We start from the raw sequence: 24,819 nt of genomic DNA, 5'->3' as shown, positions 1-24,819 counted from the left end.
CATGATCTCAAGGTTAACGCAGGCTCAAAACCACAAAATAAAAAGCCCCCGCCCCATTCCTTACAGAACAGGGCAAAGGCTTAGTGTATGCAGATTTAGTCAACAAAAACGGCAACAACGATCGACATAATGAAGAATCCGGCTGCCAGTCCAACTGTTACACGCTGTAGTACGAGCTCCATACCGCGTGCTTTGGTTTTACCGAAGAGATGCTCAGCACCGCCGGAGATGGCACCGGAAAGACCTGCGCTTTTCCCTTTTTGCAGAAGAACGACCGCAATCAGACCGACGGAAAAAACCAGGAGCACAATTTTCAAAAAGATATCCATTCACTTCCACCTCCTACGTCCAAGCATCACTATCTATGGTAATTTTGATTTCACGAATTCATAAACAGCATTTTTATTTTATCATAGCGATAAAAGTATTACAACCATTCATCTGCTAAGGTTTACGCCCTGCTTCTTAATAAGGCTATAGTCAGCAACAATATAGCAGAGATGACTATAACCGGAGCGGCGAAAAAAGCATAGGCGATCCCTTCCCAGCCCCTAATCACTAAAAAGCTGAGCACAAGCAGGATTACTCCGCCCGACAGCCCTGCAATCGCCGGATAATAGATCAGCTTTCTGCGCCAGCCATTATCCCGCGACAAAAACAAACTTATGATTACAATGAGTAAGCCGGCTAAAACACCTGCCAACAGCATCATTCCGTTACCCCTCCCATAAATGTATATTATTAGAATACATTCTAAGAGAGGCCGATGCAATCTAACCGTACAATATAAAAAGCCTGCCGGAAACCGGCAGGCTTGGTAATGCTTATATCAAAAGAAATTATCTTTTGAGGTTGTAGAAGGATTTCAGGCCGTTGTATTGAGCCAGTTCACCCAGTTCATCTTCGATGCGAAGCAATTGGTTGTACTTAGCAACGCGGTCAGTACGGGAAGGAGCACCTGTTTTGATCTGGCCAGCGTTGGTAGCTACAGCGATGTCAGCGATAGTGCTGTCTTCGGACTCACCGGAACGGTGGGAGATAACAGCAGTGTAACCAGCGCGTTTAGCCATTTCGATTGCATCGAAAGTTTCAGTCAGTGTACCAATCTGGTTAACCTTAACCAGGATGGAGTTACCGATACCTTTTTCGATACCAGTTGCAAGACGCTCAGTGTTAGTAACGAACAGGTCGTCACCAACCAATTGAACTTTATCGCCCAATTTTTCAGTAAGCAATTTCCAGCCATCCCAGTCGTCTTCGGACATACCGTCTTCGATTGTGATGATTGGGTATTTCTCAACCCAAGAAGCCAGAAGGTCTACATACTCAGCGGAAGTGTAGGATTTACCTTCACCAGCCAGTGTGTATTTACCATCTTTGTAGAACTCAGTGGAAGCTACGTCCATACCCAGGAATACGTCAACGCCTGGTTTGTAGCCTGCTTTTTCGATAGCTTCGATGATTGTAGTGATTGCTTCTTCGTTCGAACCAAGGTTCGGTGCGAAGCCGCCTTCGTCACCTACAGCTGTGTTAAGGCCTTTGGAGCTCAGTACGGATTTCAGGTTGTGGAAGATTTCAGCGCCTACGCGAAGAGCTTCTTTGAAGCTAGGAGCTCCAACAGGAAGAACCATGAACTCTTGAACGTCGATGTTGTTGTCAGCGTGCTCACCACCGTTGATGATGTTCATCATTGGTACTGGCAGTGCTTTAGCGTTGAATCCGCCCAGGTATACGTACAAAGGAATGTCCAGAGCCGCTGCAGCTGCGCGGGCTACTGCCATGGAAACGGCCAGGATTGCGTTAGCACCCAGCTTGCCTTTGTTGTGAGTTCCGTCCAGAGTGATCATCAGCTTGTCGATGCCCACTTGGTCAAGAGCGTCCATACCGATTACTTCTGGAGCGATAATTTCGTTAACGTTCTCAACAGCCTTCAGAACGCCTTTGCCCAGGTAACGGGATTTGTCGCCATCACGAAGCTCTACAGCTTCATGAGCGCCGGTGGAAGCGCCGGAAGGAACGATAGCGCGGCCTTTAGCGCCGGATTCCAGATAAACGTCAACCTCTACAGTCGGGTTACCGCGGGAGTCAAGGACTTCGCGTGCATATACATCAGAAATAATAGTCATGTAAGTTAATCTCCTTTTAACAATGGTTTTGGTTATTGCAAAGCATTCTTTAAGAACCCCTGCTTATTTGCGGCTGGCAATCATGGATTGTCCGGTCATTTCCGCAGGCTGCGGAAGTCCCATCAGATCAAGAATTGTCGGAGCAACATCGGCAAGAATACCGGATTCGCGCAGAACAACATTCTCAGTGGTTACGATGAAAGGAACCGGATTGGTGGTATGAGCGGTGAATGGCCGGCCATTCTCGTCAAATACCATATCAGCATTACCATGGTCGGCAATGATGATTGCAACACCGCCCTTGGCAACAACAGCATCCACAACTTTACCCACACATTCATCCGTTACTTCAACGGCCTTGATTGTAGGCTCCAGCATGCCGGAGTGCCCTACCATATCAGGGTTCGCAAAGTTCAGGATAATCGCATCCTGTCTGTCCGCTTCGATCTCCGCTACGCAGGCCGCCGCCACTTCGTATGCGCTCATCTCAGGCTGCAGATCATAGGTTGCTACTTTTGGAGAGTTAATCAGGATACGTGTTTCGCCGGGAAGCTCTTCATCGCGTCCGCCGCTGAAGAAGAAGGTTACGTGCGGGTACTTTTCAGTTTCCGCAATACGCAGCTGCTTCTTGTTGTTCTGTACAAGCACTTCACCCAGGGTGTTGTCCAGGTTCTTCGGCGAGTAGGCTACATAGCCCTGCACCGTTTCACTGAACGTAGTCAGGCACACGAAGTGCAGACCCTGCGGGAAGAGCGGTCCGCGGTCGAAGCCGCGGAAATCGGAGTTAGTGAATACCTGCGACAGCTGAATTGCACGGTCAGGGCGGAAGTTCAGGAATACGACGGAATCGCCGCTTTCCACTACCCCTACCGGCTTATCGTTGCTGTCCACGATTACACTTGGCTCAACGAATTCATCATACACAGAGTTCTGGTAGGATGCAGTGATTGCCTGCAGAGCATCGGAATATTTAGGGCCTTCGCCATATACCATTGCACGGTAAGCCTTTTCTACACGCTCCCAGCGTTTGTCACGGTCCATTGCGTAGTAACGCCCGGATACCGTAGCAATTGTACCTAGGCCAACTTCTTCGATCTTCGCAACCAGATCCTGGACGAACTTTTGTCCGCTGTCAGGCGCTACGTCGCGGCCGTCCATGAATGCATGGATATACACTTCGTGCATATCTTCTTTCTTGGCCAGATCGAGCATGGCGAACAGGTGGTTAATGTGGCTGTGCACGCCGCCGTCGGAAACGAGTGCATACAGGTGAAGCTTTTTACCGGTGGTCTTAGCGCTTCTTACAGCAGCTACCAGTGTTTCGTTATCAAAGAACTCTCCGTCACGGATCGACTTATCGATACGGGTCAGATCCTGGTATACGATCCGTCCTGCACCGATATTAAGATGACCCACTTCCGAGTTGCCCATTTGTCCTTCAGGCAGACCTACAGCTTCGCCGCAGGCGGTAAGTGTAGTGTTCGGGTATTGCTTCAGGTAACGGTCGTAGTTAGGCTTGTTGGCTTGGGCAACTGCGTTGCCTTCATCCGTATTACGCAAACCGAAACCGTCCATGATAATTAGAGCTACAGGTCTTGGAGATGACATCCTTACAATGCCCCCTCAACGAGTGAAACGAAGGAAGCAGGCTGCAGGCTGGCACCGCCGACGAGAGCGCCGTCGATGTCGCTTTGACTCATGTACTCCGTTACATTCTCAGGCTTCACACTGCCGCCGTATTGGATACGTACAACTTCAGCTGTTGCTTCATCGTACAGGTCTTTTACAAGAGTACGGATGTATGCAATAACTTCGTTGGCATCTTGGGAAGTAGAGGATTTGCCAGTACCGATCGCCCAGATTGGCTCATAAGCGATAACAACCTGAGCTGCCTGCTCAGCACTCAGACCGGCAAAAGCACCTTCAGTTTGCACTTTGCAAACATCCTTAGTCTGGTTAGCTTCGCGCTCTTCGAGCTTTTCGCCGACACATACAATAGGAGTAATGCCGTGGCGGAATGCCGCATGCATTTTTTTGTTTACAATTTCATCTGTTTCGCCGAAATAAGCACGGCGCTCGGAGTGGCCGATAATTACGTAGTCTACGCCAAGGTCCTTCAGCATAACGCCGCTGATTTCGCCTGTGTAAGCTCCGTTATCTTCAAAGTACAGGTTTTGTGCACCGATTTTGATGCTTGTGCCTTTAACCGCTGCTACCAGGGCAGGCAGGTTGGTAAAAGGAGCGCAAATTACAGTTTCCACGCCTTCCACTTCCGCCTTACCTTTAACTTCAGCGATGAAGCCTTCAGCTTCCGGAACAGTTTTGAACATTTTCCAGTTGCCTGCGATAATAGGTGTTCTGCTCATAATCTTGTATTGCCTCCTTCTTTGCCTCTTACTTGTCGTTCAGTGCTTCTACGCCAGGAAGGGCCTTACCTTCCATGAACTCCAGGGATGCGCCGCCGCCAGTGGAGATGTGATCCATCTGGTCAGCCAGGTGGAATTTTTCTGCTGCAGCTGCGGAATCGCCGCCGCCGATAACAGTGTAGCCTTCAGTTGTTGCGCAAGCCTGCGCCACAGCCTTGGTTCCTTCAGCAAAGATATCGATTTCGAATACGCCCATAGGTCCGTTCCACACAACCAGCTTGGAATCTTTGATAATGTTGGCGTAAATCTCACGGGTTTTAGGGCCGATGTCCAGACCTTCCCAGTCAGCAGGAATTTCCGTTACATCTACAATTTTGGTGTTGGCATCTGCGCCGAACTTGTCAGCCACCACAACGTCAACCGGAAGCACGAAGTTTTTGCCCAGTGCTTTGGCTTTTTCGATGAATCCGAGAGCCGCATCGATTTTATCGTTATCTACCAGCGATTTGCCGATTTCGAAGCCTTGAGCTTTGGTGAATGTATAGGAAAGGCCGCCGCCGATCAGAACATTGTCAGCCAGATTCAGGAGATTGTCGATAACGTCGATTTTGTCCTTAACCTTGGAACCGCCGATGATGGCAGTGAAAGGACGCTCCGGGTTCGAAAGAGCTTTGCCCAGTACGGACAATTCTTTCTCCATCAGAAGACCGGATACAGCCGGCAGGAAGTGAGCGATACCTTCAGTAGAAGCATGTGCACGGTGAGCCGCACCGAACGCGTCATTCACGAACAGGTCAGCCAGTTCAGCGAACTGCTTTGCCAGCTCAGGATCGTTCTTTTCTTCGCCCGGATAGAAACGGACATTCTCAAGCACAAGCACGTCGCCGTTATTCAGTTCAGCGATTTGCGCTTTAACAGCTTCGCCGACAGCTTCATCAGCTTTGGCTACAGGCTTGCCGAGCAGCTCGGACAGACGTTCAGCTGCACCGGTAAGGCGCATAGAATCAACGAATTGACCCTTCGGACGGCCCATGTGGCTGGCCAGAATGACCTTTGCACCGTTTTCGATCAGGTATTTAATCGTTGGAAGTGTTTCGCGGATACGGGTATCATCAGTGATTTTACCGTCTTCCACCGGAACGTTGAAATCGACGCGCACGAATACGCGTTTGCCTGCTACTTCTACATCACGGACGCTTTTTTTGTTCATGATTAGTCTTCCTCCACACCCAAATTTAGAAAGAGCGGAAACAAGGAACCTCTGTTTCCGCTCTATAGATGCTGCTTATGTTAAGCCGGTCTTACTTAGCCAGTTTTGCGAAGTGCTCCAAAGTGCGAACCAGCTGTGCAGTGTAGGACATTTCGTTGTCATACCAAGCAACGGTTTTAACCAGTTGTTTGTCGCCAACAGTCAGGACTTTAGTTTGTGTTGCATCGTACAGGGAACCGAAAGTCATACCCTTGATGTCGGAAGATACGATTTCATCTTCAGTGTATCCGTAAGTTTCTGGGTCGGAAGCTTCCTTCATTGCTGCGTTGATTTCTTCAACAGTAACGGATTTATCAAGAACAGTAACCAGCTCAGTCAGGGAACCTGTAGCAACAGGCACGCGTTGTGCTGCTCCGTCAAGTTTGCCTTTCAGTTCTGGAATTACCAGACCGATTGCTTTTGCAGCACCGGTAGTGTTAGGGATGATGTTCTCAGCAGCTGCACGAGCGCGTCTGAAGTCACCCTTGGAGTGAGGAGCATCCAGCGTGTTCTGGTCGCCAGTGTAAGCGTGAATAGTAGTCATCAGGCCTTCAACGATTCCGAACTTGTCGTTCAGAACTTTTGCCATTGGAGCCAGGCAGTTAGTTGTGCAAGATGCGCCGGAGATTACTGTTTCGGAACCATCAAGGATGTCATGGTTAACGTTGTAAACAACAGTTTTCATGTCGCCAGTAGCTGGAGCAGAGATAACTACTTTTTTAGCTCCGCCTTTAAGGTGCTTTTCAGCAGCTTCTTTAGTTGTGAAGAAGCCTGTGCACTCCAGAACGATATCTACGCCGAGGTCGCCCCAAGGCAGTTCTTCTGGGTTACGGTTCGCAAGAACCTTAACTTCTTTACCGTTTACTTTGAAGAATCCGTCATGAACTTCAACGTCTCCCTGGAATTTACCTTGAGTTGTATCATATTTAAGCAAATGAGCAAGCATCTTAGCATCAGTCAAGTCGTTGATTGCTACCACTTCGATACCTTCTACATTTTGAATACGGCGGAATGCAAGGCGTCCAATACGTCCAAAACCGTTAATACCAACTTTTACACTCATTGAATAGTTCCTCCTAGATTTCGTTTTATTTATTCAAGACAAGCCGTGAAGCTCGTCAAGACAACAATGTTAAGTATAATGCAAAATAACTGCGGGCGCTCCCCATATCCTGGAATCTATAGCATTTGCTGCAACTGTATGTCGATTTCTTTGCCGATTTCGACAGCCGCCGCCTCATCAATAACCAGAATATCCTCTTGCCCGAAGCGCAGCATTGCGTGAATAGCTTTGGCTTTGCGTTTGCCTCCTGCGATACCGATAACAACCTCCGTACGGATAATATCCTCTAACCGGAGTCCGATCGTACGCATAGTATGGACAACCTCGCCAGCTTCGTTAAAATAGTAACCGAATGATTCGGCAACCGCGCCTTCAGCCTGAATCTCCGAGACCGTAGCCTCATCCAACTTGCGGCGGCGGGTCATTTCAAGGGCATCACCGATCCCATGAACAATAATACGCGATCTTCGGATGATTTGTACAATCTCCCCGATGTTGAGGTCATGCCCCAGCGACTGGTAAGCTTCCTCGCTGAGCAGATCAGGAACATGCAGCAGACGGTAATTAGCACCGATTCGCTTAGCCATGGTGGATGCAATCGTATTGGCCTGAATCTCCATACTCTCTCCGAGTCCTCCGCGTGCAGGGACAACCCATGCATTCTTATAGGAAGCGGATAAAGCCAGAGTCAGCTGATCGGCCATCTCAGCTAAGGTAGAGCCGCCAGTTACGGCAATGGTATCGTCGCCGCGCAGTACACCGAGAAAAGCCTTGGCTCCTGCACGCCCGAGCTCACGCTTTGTGAACGGCGATGACTCGCAATCACCTGGCACAATAATAACTTTACTAAGATCATACGTTGAGCGGATCTTCTCTTCCAGATCGTCCAGGCCGAACAAGCTCTTGGCGATCGGCTCCAGCAGGTCAAGCGTTCTGCGACCGGCATCGCTGACGCGCATGCCGACACTCTCGATCTCAATGAGCCCTTGCGATTTCAGAAGATCCGTCTCGGCGCGCAGTACCCGCTCGGTCATATCCAGCGACGCGGCCAGTGTTCTGCGTCCGATAATATCGGACAGCATAATCTGATGTAGAATCGTGTAACGTCTCTTAAGGGTTTCCATGAGATCAGGCAGAAGCTGCTTTTGGATTTCCAATAAATTGCGCATGCTTTCACTCCTGCAACTTCGTCTTTCTCTATTCCCTTGTTCGTGGTCTCAAAATGTCCCGGGTTAACTTTTTAAGTCCCACTCATATTCTAACCAAATATTACGCGGAGTGCAAGTCATCCGAGAGTATAATTCTCAACCGCTTTTCATCTTATACATCTGACAAAGGGTGGAAGAGATAGACAACTCAGCCGGGACACCCAAAACAGCCGGTTTCTCCTCTCCCTTGACAAACCGGGTCTTCCTTTTCAGCATATAAAGTTATTTTTAAGGACAGCTTCTTAGATGATTGCATTTATTGGTTTGATGTATTATAATAAATTCTGTTGCGCCCGTGGTCCAATGGATATGACGTAGGCCTCCGAAGCCTGAGATCCAAGTTCGATTCTTGGCGGGCGCGCCATTAATTTCATATTTGTACATAATTTAGCAGTAGTCCTACTGTTAATTAACCAAAGAGCCGCTTGTCGGCTCTTTTTTTAAAAACTAAGTTTGACTTTCTTTGACTTTTTGTTTGATTTTGTTTATCATGTGGTTAATACGGTAACAGTAAAAATGAACACATTCGAAGAACACATTCAAGGAGGTTTTACACGTGAGTTATATTCCTATGGTAGTAGAACAGAGCAACCGCGGCGAACGCGCTTATGACATCTATTCCCGCCTGCTGAAGGACCGCATCATTTTCCTTGGAACGGATGTTAATGACGTGGTAGCCAATTCCATCATCGCACAAATGCTGTTCCTGGCTGCCGAAGACCCGGACAAAGACATTCACCTGTACATCAACAGCCCGGGCGGTTCGATCACAGCCGGTATGGCTATCTTTGATACAATGCAATACATCAAACCGGATGTATCCACGATCTGTGTGGGTATGGCTGCTTCCATGGGAGCGTTCCTGCTGAACGCCGGTGCGAAGGGCAAGCGCTTCGCGCTGCCGAACAGCGAAATTATGATTCACCAGCCGCTGGGCGGGGCTCAGGGGCAGGCAACGGACATCGAAATCCGCGCCCGCCGCATCCTGAAGCTGCGCGACAAGCTGAACCGTATCCTTTCCGAGCGTACCGGCCAGCCGCTGGAGAAGATCGAGAAGGATACAGACCGCGATTACTTCATGAGTGCTGCTGATGCGGCTGAATACGGTATCGTTGATAAAGTTATCGAGAAGACATTGCCAGCTGGCGTGTAACTGCATAACAGCACAGAAGGCTGCCGGGACCCTTGAGGGTCCCGGCAGCCTTTTTTTAGTCGGATATATTCACTTCTAAACCTGTTTAGCCCTTAACCCAGCCGTCCATACCCCAGACCGTCCAGCTTGCCGGCTATAACCCGGTAGCCTCTGCTGTTAGGATGAATATGATCAAGAAATAATAAGCCGCGCTCATTGCCGGCAAATTCATTATAGATAGATGCAAACCCGCAGACCCGGCTGCTGTAGCCGGAAGTATACCGGTTAAACTGCCGCACCCAGTCCGTTGCCTCATCTATTTGCGGATACGGATTATACAATCCGACAATCCTTATAATATAGGGCTTATTCATGCCTGCCTTGAGCTGTCCCAGCGTACCCATAATATCGCTGATATTGCGTTTGCAGCCGCGAAGCGCCTTCTGCAGCAGAGGAGACAGATTACCGGGGCGGGTTCCGGCCGCCTTGGCTGCCTTAATCAGATCATTTCCGCCAATTGATATCGTTATCAGATCTGCTTCCTGTACAGCCAGGCGAAAGGTATAGTCACCCTTCAGCCGCTGCTCCAGCCCGTCCGTGGTCAGGCCGTTTACGCCGAGATTCGTCAGGCGGACGGAAGTCCGCAGCCGGGCCTCGGCCATTCTGCGGTATACCGGCACAAAGCCGTTCCCCGGCAGCGCACCGAAGCCTGTCGTCAGCGAATCCCCGATTGCCGTGTACTGATAGCTCATCCTGTTCTTCCTCCCTCCTGCTGAGCGTTACCTTTCTACAGCTTATGAACAGGAGAGACGCCCCGTAACGGCAGGACGTCCTAATATGCGCAGCAGGAGTCAAATAAGGGCAAAGAGCCCCGGTTCCCTTACGGGAGCACCAGGGCTCTTTCGGCTTCATTTACATGCGGTCTCTGCCTTACTTCAGCGTAGCGAACGGGCTGCTTCCATCAGGCAGCAGCTCCTTGAACGTAAAGGTAAACTGCGGGAAGCCGGAAGCATATGCGGTATACTCATACAGCTGGAAGAACACAACAAGCTTGCCATCCTTCAAATAGAAGTATTTCTCCGTATTCAGCCCGGTGAAGCCGCCGAGGTAGCCGCCTTCTGCTTTGATCTGTTTGGCCAGCTTGGCATTCAGCTCTTTTTTGTAATTCGGGTTGGCCTTCAGCAGGTCACCGATCAGCAGACGCTTGCCATCCTTCAGCGAGAAGGTAAACGCATTGCGGTAGGTCATTCCATGAGCTCCGCCGGTATAGCCGTACTGCTCTGTAACGAGGCTGAGCACACCGTCCTTGTTATACGTAACAACATAGCCGCCCTGGAATTCATACGGCCGGTCATCCTCTGATTTGTTGGCAATCTGCTTTTCGGCGTCCGCCGCATAGCTAAGAACCTGCTGCTTGATCATATCGTTAATCTTTTTCTGCGCATCTGCATTAGCCAGCCCGCTCACCTGCGGGTAATCCAGCCTGATCGGAGCATCCTCGGACTCTTTGATGAAGCTCTCGGTATTAATCGAAATGGCATTCTGCTTCTGCTTCATTATGTTCAGGCGGCCGGCAGACGCGCTCCAGTCCCCCTGATAGCCGAGATAATCGGTCATCAGATCAAACGGGATGTATAACCGGTTATTTATATTTTTCGCTTCATAATCTCCGAGAAAATAATTATTGACGGAAATAGCGATGCTGTAATCGGAAACCATCAGCTTAGTTAATGTGTTACCTTTGCCGATAGAGTAGGTTTTTTCAGTCTGATCATAGGTAACCGGCATTTTCAGGCTATCCCGCAGAAAGCTGACAGGCACCCATACTTTACCTCCGCTGTAGATACCGGTCTGCGGCGTAATGACTCCGTTCCATTTCAGCACAACTGAAGACTGGAGAGCCTTAGCCTGTGCTGCAGCCGGTGCAGCATGAGCAGCTTCTGCAGGCAGCAATCCGCCTCCGAGCAGCAAGCCTGCCGCCATCATTCCTGTTCCCCATTTACGGATCTGTTCCTTAAATATAATGTTCATAACCATTTCCCCTTCCGCTGGTACGATGATTGACTTGATGTTTAAATCCAAGACCTGGAAAGCCCGCTGTACCCGGCTCACTCTCCTTATTATAAGGAGCCCCGCCGCCGCGGTTGTTACAATTTCCCTTACAGTTTTTTAAGCTTTTACAGCAAATTTAAAGGTTCTTATTACAATTCCTTAAACAAAATGAGAGAATTTCTATCCTTCAGCAGCTGATTAGCTATAAAAAGACCCCGCCACGCCGTTGAAGGCAGAAGCAGGGTCTCTTTATTCCGTTTCCTATTTCAATTCATACACTACGCTAAGCTGGGTAGTAACCTTAACCTGGCCCGGCTCAACCGAAGTGCCTCCGGCAGTGTCTGCAGAAGCCTTGCTCATCGCCGCATTTTCCATGTAGTATACAGGGTTGTTGCCGTCTTCATTCTGGGTTACAGTAACGACCTGTCCCAGGCTGCGTTTTGCCGCTTTGGCAATAGCTGCAGCTTTTACATCAGCATTAGCCATAGCCTTCTCGATAACCTGTGCTTCAAAAGCGGAAGGATCTTCAATCGCAAACTGTGCGTTGCCGATGTTATTTGCGCCAGCAGCTGAAGCCGCATCCAGCAGTGCGCCGACCTTGGTCAGATCACGGTAAGCTACCTGCAGCGTGTGCTGTGCGATGTAACCTTTAACCTGTTGTCCATCCTTCTCGCTGTACGTGTAGTTAGGCTGAACGTTGAACTGGGTGGTCTGAATGTCCTTGTCAGCAATTCCCCATGTTGTTTTGAGCTGTGCGGTTACCTTAGCAATCTTAGCCGCATTGGCCTTCTGCGCATCCTGCGCTGTTTCAGCGGATGAATTGGCACCGATCGACAGATAGACGATGTCCGGCTTGATCGACAGCTCGCCTTTACCTGATACGCTGACAATATTACGGGTGATTTCTTCAGCCGCGTAAGCCTTCTCAGGACCCTTAAACACACTGCTCAGCCCCATTCCTCCAACAATTAAACTTCCTGCCAGCAATACCGCCCCAACTGATTTGCCCCATTTCTTCATGCTTAACTTCCCCTTTCAGATCCTTTATTTGTTTGGTACCCTCTAGACGGGCCTCATTGGCAAAAGTTGCATCTGACAGTCCGCAATTAAAAGAAAATTTTTAGCAAATTAAAAAAAGCCCCGAAGGGCTTTTTATCATGCATTAAGGTTAGGCATGGACACTGTTACTGGTTCTCCAGCTCTTCCTTGCTTACAAGACTTGTCAAAGCGGTTACAGCCTGATCCGCATCCGCGCCGTCCGCGCTGATATAAATCTCCGTGCCGGAACTAATCGCCAGGCTCATAATGCCCATGATGCTTTTGGCGTTAACTTTTTTATCGTCTTTTTCCACGAAAATCTCCGACGAAAACTTGTTGGCTTCTTGCACGAACAATGCTGCCGGCCGAGCGTGGAGCCCTGTCTTCAACCGAACAACTACCGGGTGCTTTGTCATGAAACGCTTACCCCCTATTTGAGATCTGCCCAAAAATTTCACATTAATTTTATAATATTATATCATTATAACCGCATCCACACTAGAAAAAAAATAATTAGCCGCCGCGGACCTTCTCCGCCAGCTCATCAATTTTGCGCAAACGGTGGTTTACTCCTGATTTACTGACGCTCCCCTTCAGCATCTCTCCGACTTCCTTCAGGTTGATATCCGGATGCGCCAGTCTGATTTCTGCGACCTCGCGCAGCTTATCCGGAAGACTTTCCAGCCCTACCTCGCGCTGCAGCAGCTTAATATTCTCAATCTGCCGTACCGCTGCGCCGATCGTTTTGTTCAGGTTAGCCGTTTCGCAGTTGACGATGCGGTTCACGGAGTTGCGCATGTCGCGCATGATCCGCACATCCTCAAATTTGAACAGTGCCTGGTGCGCCCCGATCAGACTCAGGAACTCGATAATTTTCTCGCCTTCCTTAATGTATAGGATGAAGCCTTTTTTGCGCTCTATGCAGCGGGCGTTCAGGTGAAATTCACCAGCCAGCTCCACCAGCGCTTTGCAGTGCTCCTCATACATGGAAGCGATTTCCAAATGGTAGGACGAGCCTTCTGGATTGTTTACCGACCCTCCGGCCATAAAAGCCCCCCGGAGATAGGCCCGTTTGCAGCAATTTTTCCCGACGATCTCCTCGTCTATTCCGTCATTAAAGATGAAGCCCTCGGATACAATATGCAGATCCTTCAGGATCTCCTGCACCCGGTTGGGGATGCGGACAATATAGACGTTATTCTTCTTCAAACGCATTTTTTTACGCACGAGCAGCTCGATATGGACCTGGTAATATTTCTTAAGCAAAGAATATACCCGCCTTGCAATCGCGGCGTTCTCCGTCGAGATGTCTAAGACCACCTTTTTGCTCGAAAGCTGCACAGAACCGTTCATCCGGATCAGCGCTGACATCTCCGCCTTCTCACAGCAGGGCGGGCTCTCCACCATCGTCAGCTCTTTCTTCGTAAGGGCCGCAAAAGACAAGGGGCTCACCTCTTTCATGTTCATTGAAGCTTGATTATCTGGAAATCCAATCCTTAACCAGCTGGTAAATATGATGGCTTAGCTTATCTGTATCATGCCTCAGATAAGTCTTGAACAGCACCAGCTTATCAGCAATGACCTTATACCCGTTGCCGTCAAGCACATCCCGGTCAAGCAGCACGGGACGTGCGCCCTTCTCGGCATATTTGACCTGAACCTGCTCCGGAATCTCTCCGTCATTGACTATAACATAATCGAACAAATGCTGGCCGATATGATCGTACACGGCTTGAAGATGATCGCTGACGGTATAGTTATCCGTCTCGCCCGGCTGGGTCATGACATTGCAGACAAAAATTTTGATCGCATCCGACTCTACAACAGCTTCTGCCAGCTTAGGCACCAGCAGATTGGGCAGGATACTGGTGTACAGGCTGCCCGGTCCGCACAGTATGGCATCGGCACTGCGGATCGCATCCAGTGCCTCAGGCAGCGGTTCCACATCAGAAGGCTCCAAAAACACCCGTTTGATCCGGCCGCCGGCCTCGGGAATCTTAGACTCGCCTGTCACAAGAGTGCCGTCAGCCATCTCGGCATGCAGCACAACCGCTTCTCCGGCAGCAGGCAATACCCGCCCGCGGACGGCGAACAGCCGGCTCAGCTCGCGTACAGCAGTGACAAAGTCACCAGAGATGTCGGTGAGCGCCGCAAGGATCAGGTTGCCGAGACTGTGTCCCGCCAGTCCCTCTCCCGTGCTGAAGCGGTATTTCATAATCTGCGCCATCAGCGGCTCAACATCAGCCATAGACGTCAGCACGTTTCGGATATCACCGGGAGGCGGCATCTGCAGCTCACTGCGCAAAATGCCGGAGCTGCCCCCGTCATCTGCTACTGTTACGATTGCTGTAATATCAAGCGGTTTTTCCTTCAAACCGCGAAGCATAACAGAAAGCCCTGTACCGCCGCCCATAACGACGATACGCGGACGCTTCTCTTGTTCTTCGGACACTTTGATCCCTTCTCTCGTTAATGCCGGTCACGCTCAGAATCCCGATGGCTGACCGCTACCGTCTCCGTCTCGCTGACTCCCAGCATTTTGCCCAGATACTCTGATATCGCTACGGAGCGGTGTTTGCCGCCGGTACAGCCGATGCCGATGATAATCTGGGATTTACCTTCTTTGCGGTACTGGGGAATCAGGAAATGGAGCATATCCAGCAGCTTAGTCAGAAACACCTGCGTTTCGGGCCATTTCATTACATAGTCATATACATCGCTGTCTTGGCCGGTCTTAGGCCGCAGTTGATCCACATAATGCGGATTAGGCAGAAAGCGGACATCAAACACGAGGTCTGCGTCAATCGGAATACCATACTTGAATCCAAACGAAGTAATATTAACGGAGAGTGTACTCTTTCCAAGGTGTGAAAATCTTGAAACAATCTTCTCCTTCAGCTGAACCGGCTTCATACTGCTCGTATCCAGACACAGGGTAGCTGAGTTCTTCAGCTCCTCCAGCATCTGGCGCTCCAGCCGGATGCCGTCCAGCGGCATCCCTTTGGGAGCCAGCGGATGATGGCGGCGGCTCTCCTTGTAGCGCTGTACCAGCACAGAGTCTGTGGCGTCAAGGAACAGAATCTCACAGCCGATCGTTGACTCGTTTTTGATATAAGTCAGCGATTCAGACAAAGCTGTAAAAAACTCCCGCCCCCGCAGGTCAATTACGAGCGCTACTTTGGCGATCTTTCCCTTGGACTGCTCAATCAGCTCGGCGAACTTCGGGATCAGCACCGGCGGCAGATTATCGACACAGAAGAATCCAAGGTCCTCCAGGCTTTGTACAGCAATCGTTTTTCCTGCGCCTGACATGCCTGTAATAATAATCAGGGTGGCGCCGCCCGTTTCGGAGTGCTCCAATTCGGTCATGAGAGCGTTCCCTCCCTATGAATAGTATATGAATAATTCCAGTCTTTTAAGAACGCAGCAGAAGGCCCGCTGCCCCGATAATACCAGCATCGTTGCCAAGCTCTGCAGGCACAATCGTAACGCCTTTCTGCAGCGGCTCCGGAGCCAGCTTGGCGAATACACGGCGGACTTCATCAAAGAGGATATCGCCCGCTTTGGAGACGCCTCCGCCGACAATGAATACTTCCGGATTCAGGACGGCAGCGACTGCAGCCATCGATTTGCCTAAGTAGAATGCCGCGCGGTTAACGATACGCAGTGCTACCTCGTCCCCGGCTTTTGCAGCATCAAAAACTTCCTTCGCCGCAATCTTCTCCACAGTGGAGAGCGAAGTACGGTCTCCGCGTGATACAGCGTCGTTAGCCATACGGATAATGCCCGTAGCGGAGGATACAGTCTCCAGGCAGCCCATATTGCCGCAGCCGCACTGGATCGCTTCCAGATCAGGCACAACCGAGATATGTCCTAGCTCTCCGGCCAGACCGGCGAAGCCCTGATATACCTTGCCGTTAATGATAATGCCGCCGCCCACGCCGGTTCCCAGCGTATAGCAGACACAGTTTTCAATGCCGCGGCCTGCGCCGCTCCAGGCTTCACCCAGTGCAGCCACATTAGCGTCATTGTCTATTTTGACAGGCTTGTTAAGGCGTCCTTCCAGAATGGAACGGATCGGCACATCTCTGAACCCTATGTTAGGCGCAAGAATGATGATTCCTTCACGAATGTTTGTAAATCCGGCCAGGCCTGCTCCTACACCGGCAAGCTGTTCCCAGGAATACGGAGACTCCTCCACAATCTGGCGAACGTATTTCTCGATGTTGTCGATGACGGTATCGACGCCGTCCGCAGTCCCCGTAGGCCCTTCAAATGTGTGAAGCAGGGTCCCTTCGGCATTGCAGATTCCAACTTTAATCGTGGTACCACCTAAATCCACACCAACGTAGATATGTTCAGACATGTAACAAGCCACCTTTTTCTATGCTAAAATAGTTAATCCTACGTACCCACTATAATAGAAGCCTCTCCTGCGGTCAAGGAAAGGCGGCACACCCGGGTTCCTGTACCAGCCCGGAATTAACCGGGAAAAAACCGGCCTCTTCCTTCAGGGGCTTGCGAATCCGTTTTTCACACCCGTTAACGGTGTATGCGTTATCATTTTATTCGATAACTTGTACACTAATGCTGCTTTTTATCAGGTTCTACACAAAAAGGTACGGGCTCAGCGCCCGCACCCTATTGAAGTCAACTCTATTCCGACAAAATCCGTTTCTGGCCTTCCAGCGCACGGATCGGGGCAATATTCTGGGTGAATTCCAGCGTTCCCATGTAACGGCCTGCTTCATCACGGACTGCAAAGTAACGGATGTAAATGAACTTATCCTTGATATTGATCCAGAAATCCTCGGCATCCTTGCGTCCTGCCTTGAAGTCCTCCAGCAGCTTCTCGACTACATGCACGCTTTGCGGCGGATGGCAGTTCTGAACGGTACGGCCGATGACTGCCTTGGTCCGGGCAAAGATCCGCTCCTTGCCATGGGAGAAATAACGAACAACGTCATTCTCGTCAATGAAGGTAAGATCCACCGGCAGATGGTTCATCAGAGTTTCCAGCTGATGCAGCGACAATAGACCTGTCTCAAAGCGGATAAAGCCCTGCGGGCTCTCGCCGGCCTGCTGTTCCTCGGCTGAGACTGAAGCTCCTTCCGGTTCAGCTGCGCGTTCAGGAATCCACTCCTGCTCCGGAGCAGCCAGGCAGAAGCCGATCTCGTCACTTTCGCGGGCGATTTTGACCCATTCATCCTCAGTAAGCTTGTCGAGCGCCATCGGCAGCAGAATATTTTCTTCCTTAAAGATCATCTCATTAACTTCCTGGATGATGTTCGCCAGCTGCTCGCCAATCTCTTCCTTGTTGCCGCTGTAAGAGCTCAGTGCCGCCTTGGCTCCCTTAATCATTGCGCGGATGCCGTCATCGACACCCCACATTACCTTGGTCGGGCCGTAGATTCCGTATTTCTCCAGGTAAGGGAACAGCAGATTTTCTTTGCGGCTGTAGTGCTTGTCAAGATCAAGCAGCAGGCTCAGATCCTCCAGCAGCTTGAAGATAATCTCCTCGCTGTCATTTTTCTGAAATTTACCCGCGTGCAGCTCCAGGCGGAAGTTAACCAGCTTCTCAATTTCACGGTTCTCCAGCTTAAATGTATGCACAGGATGGCCCGGCTGCTCCTCCGGCTTTGAGGAACGGTGAATCTGCTCGATTGAGCCTTTGAAAATGGCTGTATGCACTGAACACAGGCGCTGAACCTCTGATACAGGAATGCCCTCCTCGGTCATCAGGGAGTGCTCCATCGCCGAAATCTCTGCAACCGTCACATCGCCTACCGCTTCTGCGAACCTCGCTTTTACTTCATCCACACTTTTACCCGCATGCAGCTCCTTGATTATCTCTTTAAGCATGGCCTGGCGGCGGGTCTGTTCCGGTACGTCTGCTTCACGGTTGTTAATTAATTCGCTCATTGTAATCTCTCCTTTATATAGATAATGCTTCTATTCAACAATCTCGAAGCCATGGCGGATAAAGGTCTGGCGCACGGCTTCCGGATCCATTTTCTTTAATTTAATGCCTTTGGACAGGGTCATGAACCGGCCTGCGGTCTGCAGCATCCCCGGCTTTGCAATATCCTGAAACCCCAGCTCCACCATAATACCGGTTACCTCGGGATGCCGGCTCACCAGCTCGAATATGGACTCATCCATTCTCAGCGCCTTGCTCATGAACACCATTCCTTTAATCACTTATTGAGAACTCTTCTCAACATCAGCTTAGCATAGGAAATTAGCGTATATTGTGATTGCAATCACTAAGTTACAGCTGCTATCTATTTTATTTTTTAAATAATTGAACAGTCTCCCCGCCTTGCCCCTGCTAAAGTTACAATCCGGGATAAGCAGCCGGTGCAGGCACAAAAAAACCGGCATCCCGCAGCAGCGGAATTACCGGTTAACCCTTAGAAACCTTTCAATTCTGGTACTTCACCTTACTTATCGAGGCTTTCGCTCCAGTCATGCACCATGGTGCCTTCGAGGTACTTCTCAGCATCCATAGCCGCCATACATCCTGTTCCGGCTGCGGAAATCGCCTGCCGGTAACGGGTATCCTGGACATCGCCGCAGGCGAATACACCCGGGATGTTTGTCTCCGTTGTACCCGGATTCACTACAATGTACCCGTTAGCATCAGTCGTAATCTGGCCGCCCAGGAACCCTGTGTTAGGGGTATGTCCGATTGCCACGAAGACACCGTCTGCCTCAACCAGCTCTTCCAGGCCAGTCTCGTTATTGCGCACAGTCAAGCCTTTAACTCCTGTCTCCCCGACGGTCACAGCCAGCGGTGTGCGGTTGAGCGCCCAAGCCACTTTACTGTTCTCACGTGCTCGGTCCTGCATAATTTTTGAGGCCCGCAGCTCTTCACGGCGGTGAACCAGCGTTACACTGGAAGCAAACCGTGTTAAGAAGCTGGCTTCCTCCATGGCGGAGTCTCCGCCGCCGACAACAATAATCTTTTTGCCGCGGAAAAAGAATCCGTCACAGGTTGCGCATGTGCTTACCCCGCGCCCCACATTCTCCTGCTCGCCCGGAATTCCCAGATAACGCGCGGAAGCGCCGGTTGAAATAATGACCGATTCCGCTTCAAGCTCACCCAGTCCATCTACCTTCACCTTGAACGGACGCTGCGAGAAATCAACCGACTCCACCCAGCCGTTCTTGAACTGTGCACCGAAGCGTTCAGCCTGCTTGCGCATATTCTCCATCAGATCAGGTCCGAGTATCCCTTCAGGAAAGCCCGGAAAGTTCTCCACTTCTGTCGTCGTTGTCAGTTGTCCGCCCGGCTGCAAGCCTTCTATTACGAGCGGGCTGAGATTGGCGCGGGCTAGATAAATAGCGGCAGTCAGCCCTGCCGGGCCTGTTCCGATTACAATCGTTTTGTACATCACTATGGCCTCCTTACGAGTAGGTAATGATTTATAAGAAAGAAACAGCGGAGGGGCTTCAGAAGCTCTGCCGCTGTTTCGGGTAAACAATATAAGGATGCAGAATCCTGCTTCATTTATACCTGCTTGCTTATATTACCTGGCCGGGGCTATATCTTCTCAGTGGAGGAAGACAGGTCCCCCTGCGCCATTTCCTGTTCCTCTGCCTGGGCAGGATGTTCCTTCAGGCTGCTTCCGATCAGACGCTGCAGGCTAATCAGTGCCGCTTCCTGCAGCTTCTCCTCCTGGCGAGGCTCCTGCTTCAGCAGTTCGCCCAGCACCTCGGACATCTCCTCGTCCTCAATCCAGCGGAGTGCCTCAGTCACCTGCATTCTGGTCCCGGAATCGCCGTAGCGCAGCGCCCAGAAGAATGAGGCCCGCAGCAGCGGATTGCTCCTAACCTCAGCGGTGAAGCTGCTGGCATTGTTCTTCCACTGCTTAAGCTGTTCCTGAAATGGCAGCTGATAATTATAGCTGACCGGCGACATCGCCCTATCCTCTTCCAGCGCCTGCTGCAGCTGGACCAGGAAGAAGGCCGGTACAGGCGATGCAGGATCAAGCTTGGCAGCATGCCGCCAGCAGCGCAAGGCCTCGCTGTATAATCCGCTGTTGCTGGCGGCGGCAGCGCAATAATGATACAGGCTCGCGTCGGCACCAACCTCTTCGTCCTTGAGCAGGCGGCGAAAATGGCCGTAAGCCGTCTTGTGCCGTCCCAGAATGCCCATGGTGGTAGCCATTTTGAACACATGCTCCTTATGGAAGGGAACCGTTGCCGTAAGTCTCTCAAGCAGCGTATCCAGCTGTTCACGGTCACCGGCATACTGCAGGAAGATAGCCATGTTGCAGAGGGCATGCAGATTGCCCGGGTCCTGCTGCAGCACCTCACCCAGACATTCCTTCGCTCTTGCAAAACGGCCCATGTAGAAATAGGCCAGCGCCAGATTATTATAAGCTGCCAGGAAATCCGGAGTAATCTTGACGATCTCCTCCAGCAGATCTACTGCCTGCGGAAACTTGCCTTCCTCCAGCAGCGCCCGGGCCCGGTCATGCTCCACAACCCCTTCGCGGCTGCGGATCCGGATCAGCGGAGCCGGACGGTCCAGCTCATACTGCAGCAGCTCCATCAGCTCCTCGGACTCAGCCAGGTAATCACCCGCCGCATCCTGCTCCAGATACGTCATCAGCGATCGCTCGGCCTCCTCGAAGCTCTCCATATTGGCATAATTGTTAGCCATATAGAAGTGGCATTCTGTCATCGCCGGGTCGATCTTTTCCAGCACATGGGTCAGAATATCGTTGGATGCTTTATAATTACCCATCTCCGATAATATACCCGCCATGTTGCAGTGGTTTACCGGATTCTCCGGCTCATATTCAACGGCTTTGCTAAAATTCTTTAATGCCTTATCATATTGAAAGCGGTCCAGTGACCGAACGGCTCTTTCAAAGAAAAAATTGGCATCCAGAGTCACCGGAATAACATTGCTCAACTCCGCCTCATCTGAAGTTTTCTCAATCATGGAAGCAAGGCACCTCCCTTTGTAAGCTTCCTTATCCTCACGCAAAAATAGGAGAACAGCACCACTAAGGCACTACGGGCTCCTATCTAAAGCATTCTATCGTTTCCATTTCTGGACGTAGCTGCTTCACACAGTATAACACAAGTGGGCGGGGGATTCTCAAGCTAAGGGAAGGTGGTACCTCAGGAAAATAGATGAAGCGGACTGTATACCCCTGCCGCAGCAAAAAACGCGGGGATTAGATCCCCGCGTCTCTGAACAATTTATCAATAGATCCGCCTTCAATAATGATGCGTGTGGCTTCAGCCAGCATCGGTGCAACAGACAGCACCTTGTAACGTGTGGAATGGTCATCAGGCAGCGCAATCGAATCAGTGACAACGATCTCATCGATATTGTCATGATCCATGCGTGTCAGCGCATCACCGGAGAATAAGCCGTGTGTCGCGCAGACAATACTGTTGCCGGCTCCCCGCTCCTTCAGCCCCTCTACCACATTTACAATGGTCGTGCCGGTATCAATCAGATCCTCGATGATGATCGGTGTTCTTCCCTCAACATCTCCTATTACATGTGTGATAACCGACTCATTATGCGCCGGGCGCTTCTTAATCATAATGGCAAACGGCGAATCCAGCCGGCTGGCCAGCTTCTCGGCCATAGAGGCACGTCCTGCATCCGGCGACACCACTACAGGATTCGATATATTCTTAACCTTGAGATAGCCGCTGATCAGATCCAGTGCAGTCAGATGATCGACCGGAATGTTGAAGAAGCCCTGAATGGCTGCAGCATGCAAGTCAATGGTGATGACCCGGGTTGCGCCTGCGGTGGTCAGTACATCGGCAACCATTTTCGCAGAGATTGGCTCACGCGGTGCAGATTTACGCTCCTGCCGGGCATAGCCGTAGTAAGGAACGATGATATTTACAGTTCTTGCCGAGGCCCGCTTGGCGGCATCAATCATGACAAGCAGCTCTACGAACAGTTCGTTAATAGGATGGGCGAGGGATTGCACCAAAAATACGTCACAGTTCCGGATGCTCTCTTCATAATGCACATAAATCTCGCCGCTCTTGAAGCGGGTCAGCTTAATCGGGCTGAGGGGTGCACCAAGACGCTCCGCAATGTCCGCAGCCAGCTTCGGATTTGACGAACCGGAAAAAATACGCAATTGATGATGCTGCATAGTACCCTCCTGGGGATTAAAGTTTATAGTTTAAAAGAAACGGATGAACGGTGCCGGCCTTCAAACACCGCCAGCTCGCGGAAGCCGGTATCCCACAGCAGACTGCGGGCTTCCTGCAGGCCGTCACCCAGCTTGGCCGGGTCATGGGCGTCAGAGCCGAGTGTAAGCGGAATGCCCAGCCTATACGCCTGCTGCAATATATGCTCCGCCGGGAACATTTCAGCGCAGGGCTTGGTCAAGCCGGAAGCATTGAGCTCCATGGCTGTACCGCTTGAGGCTATCACCTGCAGCGTGCTGAGCTCCAGTTCTCTGGCTTCCGCCTGCTCTTCCTTACTCTGCGGGCCGTAACCGAACCGTTTAATTACATCCATATGTCCTATAATATCATATAATCCCGATAACGCCGACTTCTGCACCGCATCATAATAACGGCGGTACACGTCCATTACATTCTTGCCTTCCCAGCCCGCCGTCTGGCGGTGATCGGTAATATCCCACTCCCCGAGGAAATGCACAGAGCCGATCAGATAATCCCACGGATAGGGTGACAAAAGCTCGCGGATCTGCTCTTCATAGCCTTCAATATAATCCGCTTCCAGCCCGACCTTCAGCTCAATGACTCCGCGGTACCGCTCCTTCAGCGTCTGGCATTCTTCGACGTACCGCGGGAGCTCGGCCAGAGGCATAGCCATTTCAGGGTAATAGCTGTCCGGATTCACATGAATCAGCGGCAGATGATCTGACAGGCCCAGCTGCTGCAGCCCCAGCTCTATCCCGCGCTGCACATACTCCTCCAGCTTCCCTACCGCATGTCCGCAGCGCTCATGATGGGTATGGTAGTCGATATGCATCTCTCTATCCTCCCTCAGTCGCGGCGCGGACGTTCGTGGCGGGCGCTCAGCTCATCCAGAATCTCGTCCAGCGGCAGCTTGCGCTCCTGCAGCAGCACCAGCAGGTGATAGATCAGATCGCTTACTTCAAGGCGGAGCTCGGCATTATCTTTATTTTTGGCGGCGATAATCGTCTCGGAGGCTTCCTCGCCCACCTTCTTAAGAATCTTGTCTACACCCTTATCGAACAGATAGGTTGTATAAGCACCCTCAGGGCGCTCGGTTTCCCGCTCGGCAATCACCCGCTCCAGCTCGCCCAGTACGGCAAAACGCCCTTCATCTGCACTTGCGGTGCGCTGAGGCTCCGCTGCTGTCTGTCCGGTAAGCGGGATTTCACGGTAAAAGCAGGTATTCTCCCCTGTATGGCAGGCAGGCCCTTCAGGATTCACCTTGACCAATAGCGTATCACTGTCGCAGTCATAATGAATGGAAGTAACCGCCTGGGTGTTGCCTGAGGTTCCGCCTTTATGCCATAGTTCGCTGCGGGAACGGCTCCAGAACCAGGTCTGGCCGCTCGTAAGCGTACGCTGCAGCGACTCCGGATTCATGTAGGCGAACATCAGCACCTCCAGTGTACGCGCATCCTGCACTACGGCAGGCAGCAAGCCGGATTCGTTCCAGCGGATACCTTCGATTATTGCTTCTTGTTCTTGGCTCATCGGATTTCTACCCCTTTAGACTTCAAATCTGCCTTCAAATCATGAATTGCAATTTCTTTATAGTGAAAAATAGTAGCGGCAAGTCCCGCATCGGCCTTACCTTCGGTAAATACATCGTAGAAGTCGCCGATCTTCCCTGCTCCGCCTGATGCGATTACAGGGATACCCACCAGGCTGCTCACAGCTGCCGTCAGCTTCAGATCGAATCCGTCTTTCGTCCCGTCAGCGTCCATACTGGTGAGCAAAATTTCGCCGGCGCCCATCCGTTCAGCCTCTTTGACCCAGGTCAGCGCGCGGATTCCGGTCGGCTTACGCCCTCCGTGCGTGTACACTTCCCATTCGCCCCATGCCTCATTATATTTGGCATCCATTGCCACTACAATACACTGTGAGCCGAAACGGCGCGCCCCCTCCAGAATGAGCTGCGGATTGTTGACTGCGGCTGTATTGATCCCGATTTTATCGGCGCCGGCACGCAGAATCCGCTTCATATCATCCGGGGTCGAGATGCCCCCGCCAACCGTGAACGGGATTGCGATCTCCCCGGCGGTCTGGCGGACGACCTCGACCATCGTGGCACGTCCTTCCACCGAGGCGGAAATATCCAGGAACACCAGCTCATCCGCACCTTCACGGTCATAAATCGCCGCGAGCTCCACCGGGTCGCCGGCATCGCGCAGATTAACAAAATTCACACCTTTGACTACCCGCCCGTCCTTTACGTCCAGACAGGGAATGATACGTTTGGCTAACATGCGGCATCCCTCCAACTGCTTTCCAATATTACAATCTTTTCATGCAAAAGCTTTTTCGATCCCCCTAAATCCCCCTTAGCCAAGGGGGACCCCAAGGGCCCCGGCCCTCTGGACACCCGGATAGCTGTCTTTGGAG

At 51.2% G+C, this 24,819-nt stretch carries 25 protein-coding genes and 1 tRNA gene; 2 read left to right on the top strand and 24 right to left on the bottom strand.

What is annotated here, in order from left to right:
• Window positions 1-95 precede the first annotated feature (95 nt).
• The 8 genes from secG to R70331_RS00865 form a co-directional block, all read right to left on the bottom strand.
• Window positions 96-329, bottom strand: a complete 234-nt coding sequence (gene secG / locus R70331_RS00900) for a preprotein translocase subunit SecG (RefSeq protein WP_042172045.1) — start codon at window positions 327-329, stop codon at window positions 96-98.
• 122 nt (window positions 330-451) lie between these two features.
• Window positions 452-712 carry a YesK family protein gene (locus R70331_RS00895; RefSeq protein ID WP_042172043.1) on the bottom strand — a complete coding sequence of 87 codons (261 nt, stop codon included), beginning with the start codon at window positions 710-712 and terminating at the stop codon, window positions 452-454.
• A 127-nt stretch (window positions 713-839) separates the two neighbouring features.
• On the bottom strand, window positions 840-2,126 hold the full coding sequence (eno, locus tag R70331_RS00890) for a phosphopyruvate hydratase (protein WP_039869073.1): 1,287 nt from the start codon (window positions 2,124-2,126) through the stop codon (window positions 840-842).
• A gap of 63 nt (window positions 2,127-2,189) precedes the next feature.
• Window positions 2,190-3,734, bottom strand: coding sequence for a 2,3-bisphosphoglycerate-independent phosphoglycerate mutase (gpmI, locus tag R70331_RS00885; RefSeq protein ID WP_042172041.1), 1,545 nt, complete (start codon window positions 3,732-3,734; stop codon window positions 2,190-2,192).
• Window positions 3,735-3,736: 2 nt separating this feature from the next.
• Window positions 3,737-4,492 carry a triose-phosphate isomerase gene (gene tpiA, locus R70331_RS00880; RefSeq protein WP_042172039.1) on the bottom strand — a complete coding sequence of 252 codons (756 nt, stop codon included), beginning with the start codon at window positions 4,490-4,492 and terminating at the stop codon, window positions 3,737-3,739.
• Between the two features lie 28 nt (window positions 4,493-4,520).
• A complete protein-coding gene (locus R70331_RS00875; RefSeq protein ID WP_042172035.1) occupies window positions 4,521-5,702 on the bottom strand; it encodes a phosphoglycerate kinase in 1,182 nt (393 codons plus the stop codon).
• A gap of 91 nt (window positions 5,703-5,793) precedes the next feature.
• Window positions 5,794-6,804 carry a type I glyceraldehyde-3-phosphate dehydrogenase gene (gap, locus tag R70331_RS00870; RefSeq protein WP_042172033.1) on the bottom strand — a complete coding sequence of 337 codons (1,011 nt, stop codon included), beginning with the start codon at window positions 6,802-6,804 and terminating at the stop codon, window positions 5,794-5,796.
• 116 nt (window positions 6,805-6,920) lie between these two features.
• Window positions 6,921-7,973 carry a sugar-binding transcriptional regulator gene (locus R70331_RS00865; protein ID WP_042172031.1) on the bottom strand — a complete coding sequence of 351 codons (1,053 nt, stop codon included), beginning with the start codon at window positions 7,971-7,973 and terminating at the stop codon, window positions 6,921-6,923.
• 328 nt (window positions 7,974-8,301) lie between these two features.
• On the opposite strand from R70331_RS00865, the gene R70331_RS00860 reads away from it, so the two are divergent.
• A tRNA-Arg gene (locus tag R70331_RS00860) sits at window positions 8,302-8,376 on the top strand.
• Between the two features lie 192 nt (window positions 8,377-8,568).
• On the top strand, window positions 8,569-9,165 hold the full coding sequence (gene clpP, locus R70331_RS00855) for an ATP-dependent Clp endopeptidase proteolytic subunit ClpP (protein ID WP_042172029.1): 597 nt from the start codon (window positions 8,569-8,571) through the stop codon (window positions 9,163-9,165).
• 92 nt (window positions 9,166-9,257) lie between these two features.
• Here the strand turns inward: clpP and R70331_RS00850 are convergent, their stop codons facing one another.
• From R70331_RS00850 to hisF, 16 genes are all read right to left on the bottom strand, one after another.
• The gene (locus R70331_RS00850) at window positions 9,258-9,896 is read right to left on the bottom strand and encodes a GDSL-type esterase/lipase family protein (RefSeq protein WP_042172027.1); all 639 of its coding nucleotides are present in this window, start codon (window positions 9,894-9,896) and stop codon (window positions 9,258-9,260) included.
• Window positions 9,897-10,074: 178 nt separating this feature from the next.
• Entirely contained in the window at window positions 10,075-11,175 is a 1,101-nt protein-coding gene (locus R70331_RS00845; RefSeq protein WP_042181964.1) for a PdaC/SigV domain-containing protein, read from the bottom strand.
• Window positions 11,176-11,457: 282 nt separating this feature from the next.
• Complete coding sequence (locus R70331_RS00840; protein WP_042172026.1) at window positions 11,458-12,216, bottom strand: SIMPL domain-containing protein; 759 nt, start codon at window positions 12,214-12,216, stop codon at window positions 11,458-11,460.
• A 164-nt stretch (window positions 12,217-12,380) separates the two neighbouring features.
• A complete protein-coding gene (locus R70331_RS00835; protein ID WP_019914358.1) occupies window positions 12,381-12,650 on the bottom strand; it encodes an HPr family phosphocarrier protein in 270 nt (89 codons plus the stop codon).
• Between the two features lie 97 nt (window positions 12,651-12,747).
• Window positions 12,748-13,677 carry a DNA-binding protein WhiA gene (gene whiA / locus R70331_RS00830; RefSeq protein WP_042172023.1) on the bottom strand — a complete coding sequence of 310 codons (930 nt, stop codon included), beginning with the start codon at window positions 13,675-13,677 and terminating at the stop codon, window positions 12,748-12,750.
• A gap of 34 nt (window positions 13,678-13,711) precedes the next feature.
• Window positions 13,712-14,647, bottom strand: a complete 936-nt coding sequence (locus tag R70331_RS00825) for a gluconeogenesis factor YvcK family protein (protein ID WP_197071437.1) — start codon at window positions 14,645-14,647, stop codon at window positions 13,712-13,714.
• Window positions 14,648-14,703: 56 nt separating this feature from the next.
• Window positions 14,704-15,603: an RNase adapter RapZ gene (rapZ, locus tag R70331_RS00820; protein WP_042172020.1), complete on the bottom strand. Its 900-nt coding sequence runs from the start codon at window positions 15,601-15,603 to the stop codon at window positions 14,704-14,706.
• 46 nt (window positions 15,604-15,649) lie between these two features.
• Window positions 15,650-16,600, bottom strand: coding sequence for an ROK family glucokinase (locus tag R70331_RS00815; protein ID WP_042172018.1), 951 nt, complete (start codon window positions 16,598-16,600; stop codon window positions 15,650-15,652).
• 290 nt (window positions 16,601-16,890) lie between these two features.
• A complete protein-coding gene (locus tag R70331_RS00810; protein WP_042172016.1) occupies window positions 16,891-18,156 on the bottom strand; it encodes a DUF438 domain-containing protein in 1,266 nt (421 codons plus the stop codon).
• Between the two features lie 30 nt (window positions 18,157-18,186).
• Window positions 18,187-18,414 carry a DUF1858 domain-containing protein gene (locus R70331_RS00805; RefSeq protein WP_042181962.1) on the bottom strand — a complete coding sequence of 76 codons (228 nt, stop codon included), beginning with the start codon at window positions 18,412-18,414 and terminating at the stop codon, window positions 18,187-18,189.
• Between the two features lie 263 nt (window positions 18,415-18,677).
• On the bottom strand, window positions 18,678-19,631 hold the full coding sequence (gene trxB / locus R70331_RS00800) for a thioredoxin-disulfide reductase (protein ID WP_042172013.1): 954 nt from the start codon (window positions 19,629-19,631) through the stop codon (window positions 18,678-18,680).
• 149 nt (window positions 19,632-19,780) lie between these two features.
• Entirely contained in the window at window positions 19,781-21,190 is a 1,410-nt protein-coding gene (locus R70331_RS00795) for a tetratricopeptide repeat protein (RefSeq protein WP_231576383.1), read from the bottom strand.
• A 238-nt stretch (window positions 21,191-21,428) separates the two neighbouring features.
• Complete coding sequence (locus R70331_RS00790) at window positions 21,429-22,379, bottom strand: ribose-phosphate diphosphokinase (RefSeq protein ID WP_039869041.1); 951 nt, start codon at window positions 22,377-22,379, stop codon at window positions 21,429-21,431.
• Between the two features lie 23 nt (window positions 22,380-22,402).
• On the bottom strand, window positions 22,403-23,230 hold the full coding sequence (gene hisJ / locus R70331_RS00785) for a histidinol-phosphatase HisJ (RefSeq protein WP_042172012.1): 828 nt from the start codon (window positions 23,228-23,230) through the stop codon (window positions 22,403-22,405).
• A gap of 14 nt (window positions 23,231-23,244) precedes the next feature.
• A complete protein-coding gene (hisIE, locus tag R70331_RS00780) occupies window positions 23,245-23,928 on the bottom strand; it encodes a bifunctional phosphoribosyl-AMP cyclohydrolase/phosphoribosyl-ATP diphosphatase HisIE (RefSeq protein ID WP_042172010.1) in 684 nt (227 codons plus the stop codon).
• On the bottom strand, window positions 23,925-24,683 hold the full coding sequence (gene hisF, locus R70331_RS00775) for an imidazole glycerol phosphate synthase subunit HisF (protein WP_042172007.1): 759 nt from the start codon (window positions 24,681-24,683) through the stop codon (window positions 23,925-23,927). Before hisF ends, hisIE begins: the two co-directional genes overlap by 4 nt.
• Between the last annotated feature and the right edge of the window lie 136 nt (window positions 24,684-24,819).

The sequence above is a fragment of the Paenibacillus sp. FSL R7-0331 genome (genome assembly GCF_000758645.1).
Classification (GTDB): Bacteria; Bacillota; Bacilli; order Paenibacillales; family Paenibacillaceae; genus Paenibacillus_AQ; species Paenibacillus_AQ camerounensis.
Note: the sequence above shows the minus strand (reverse complement) of the source record. Positions and strands in the feature narration are given on the sequence as shown.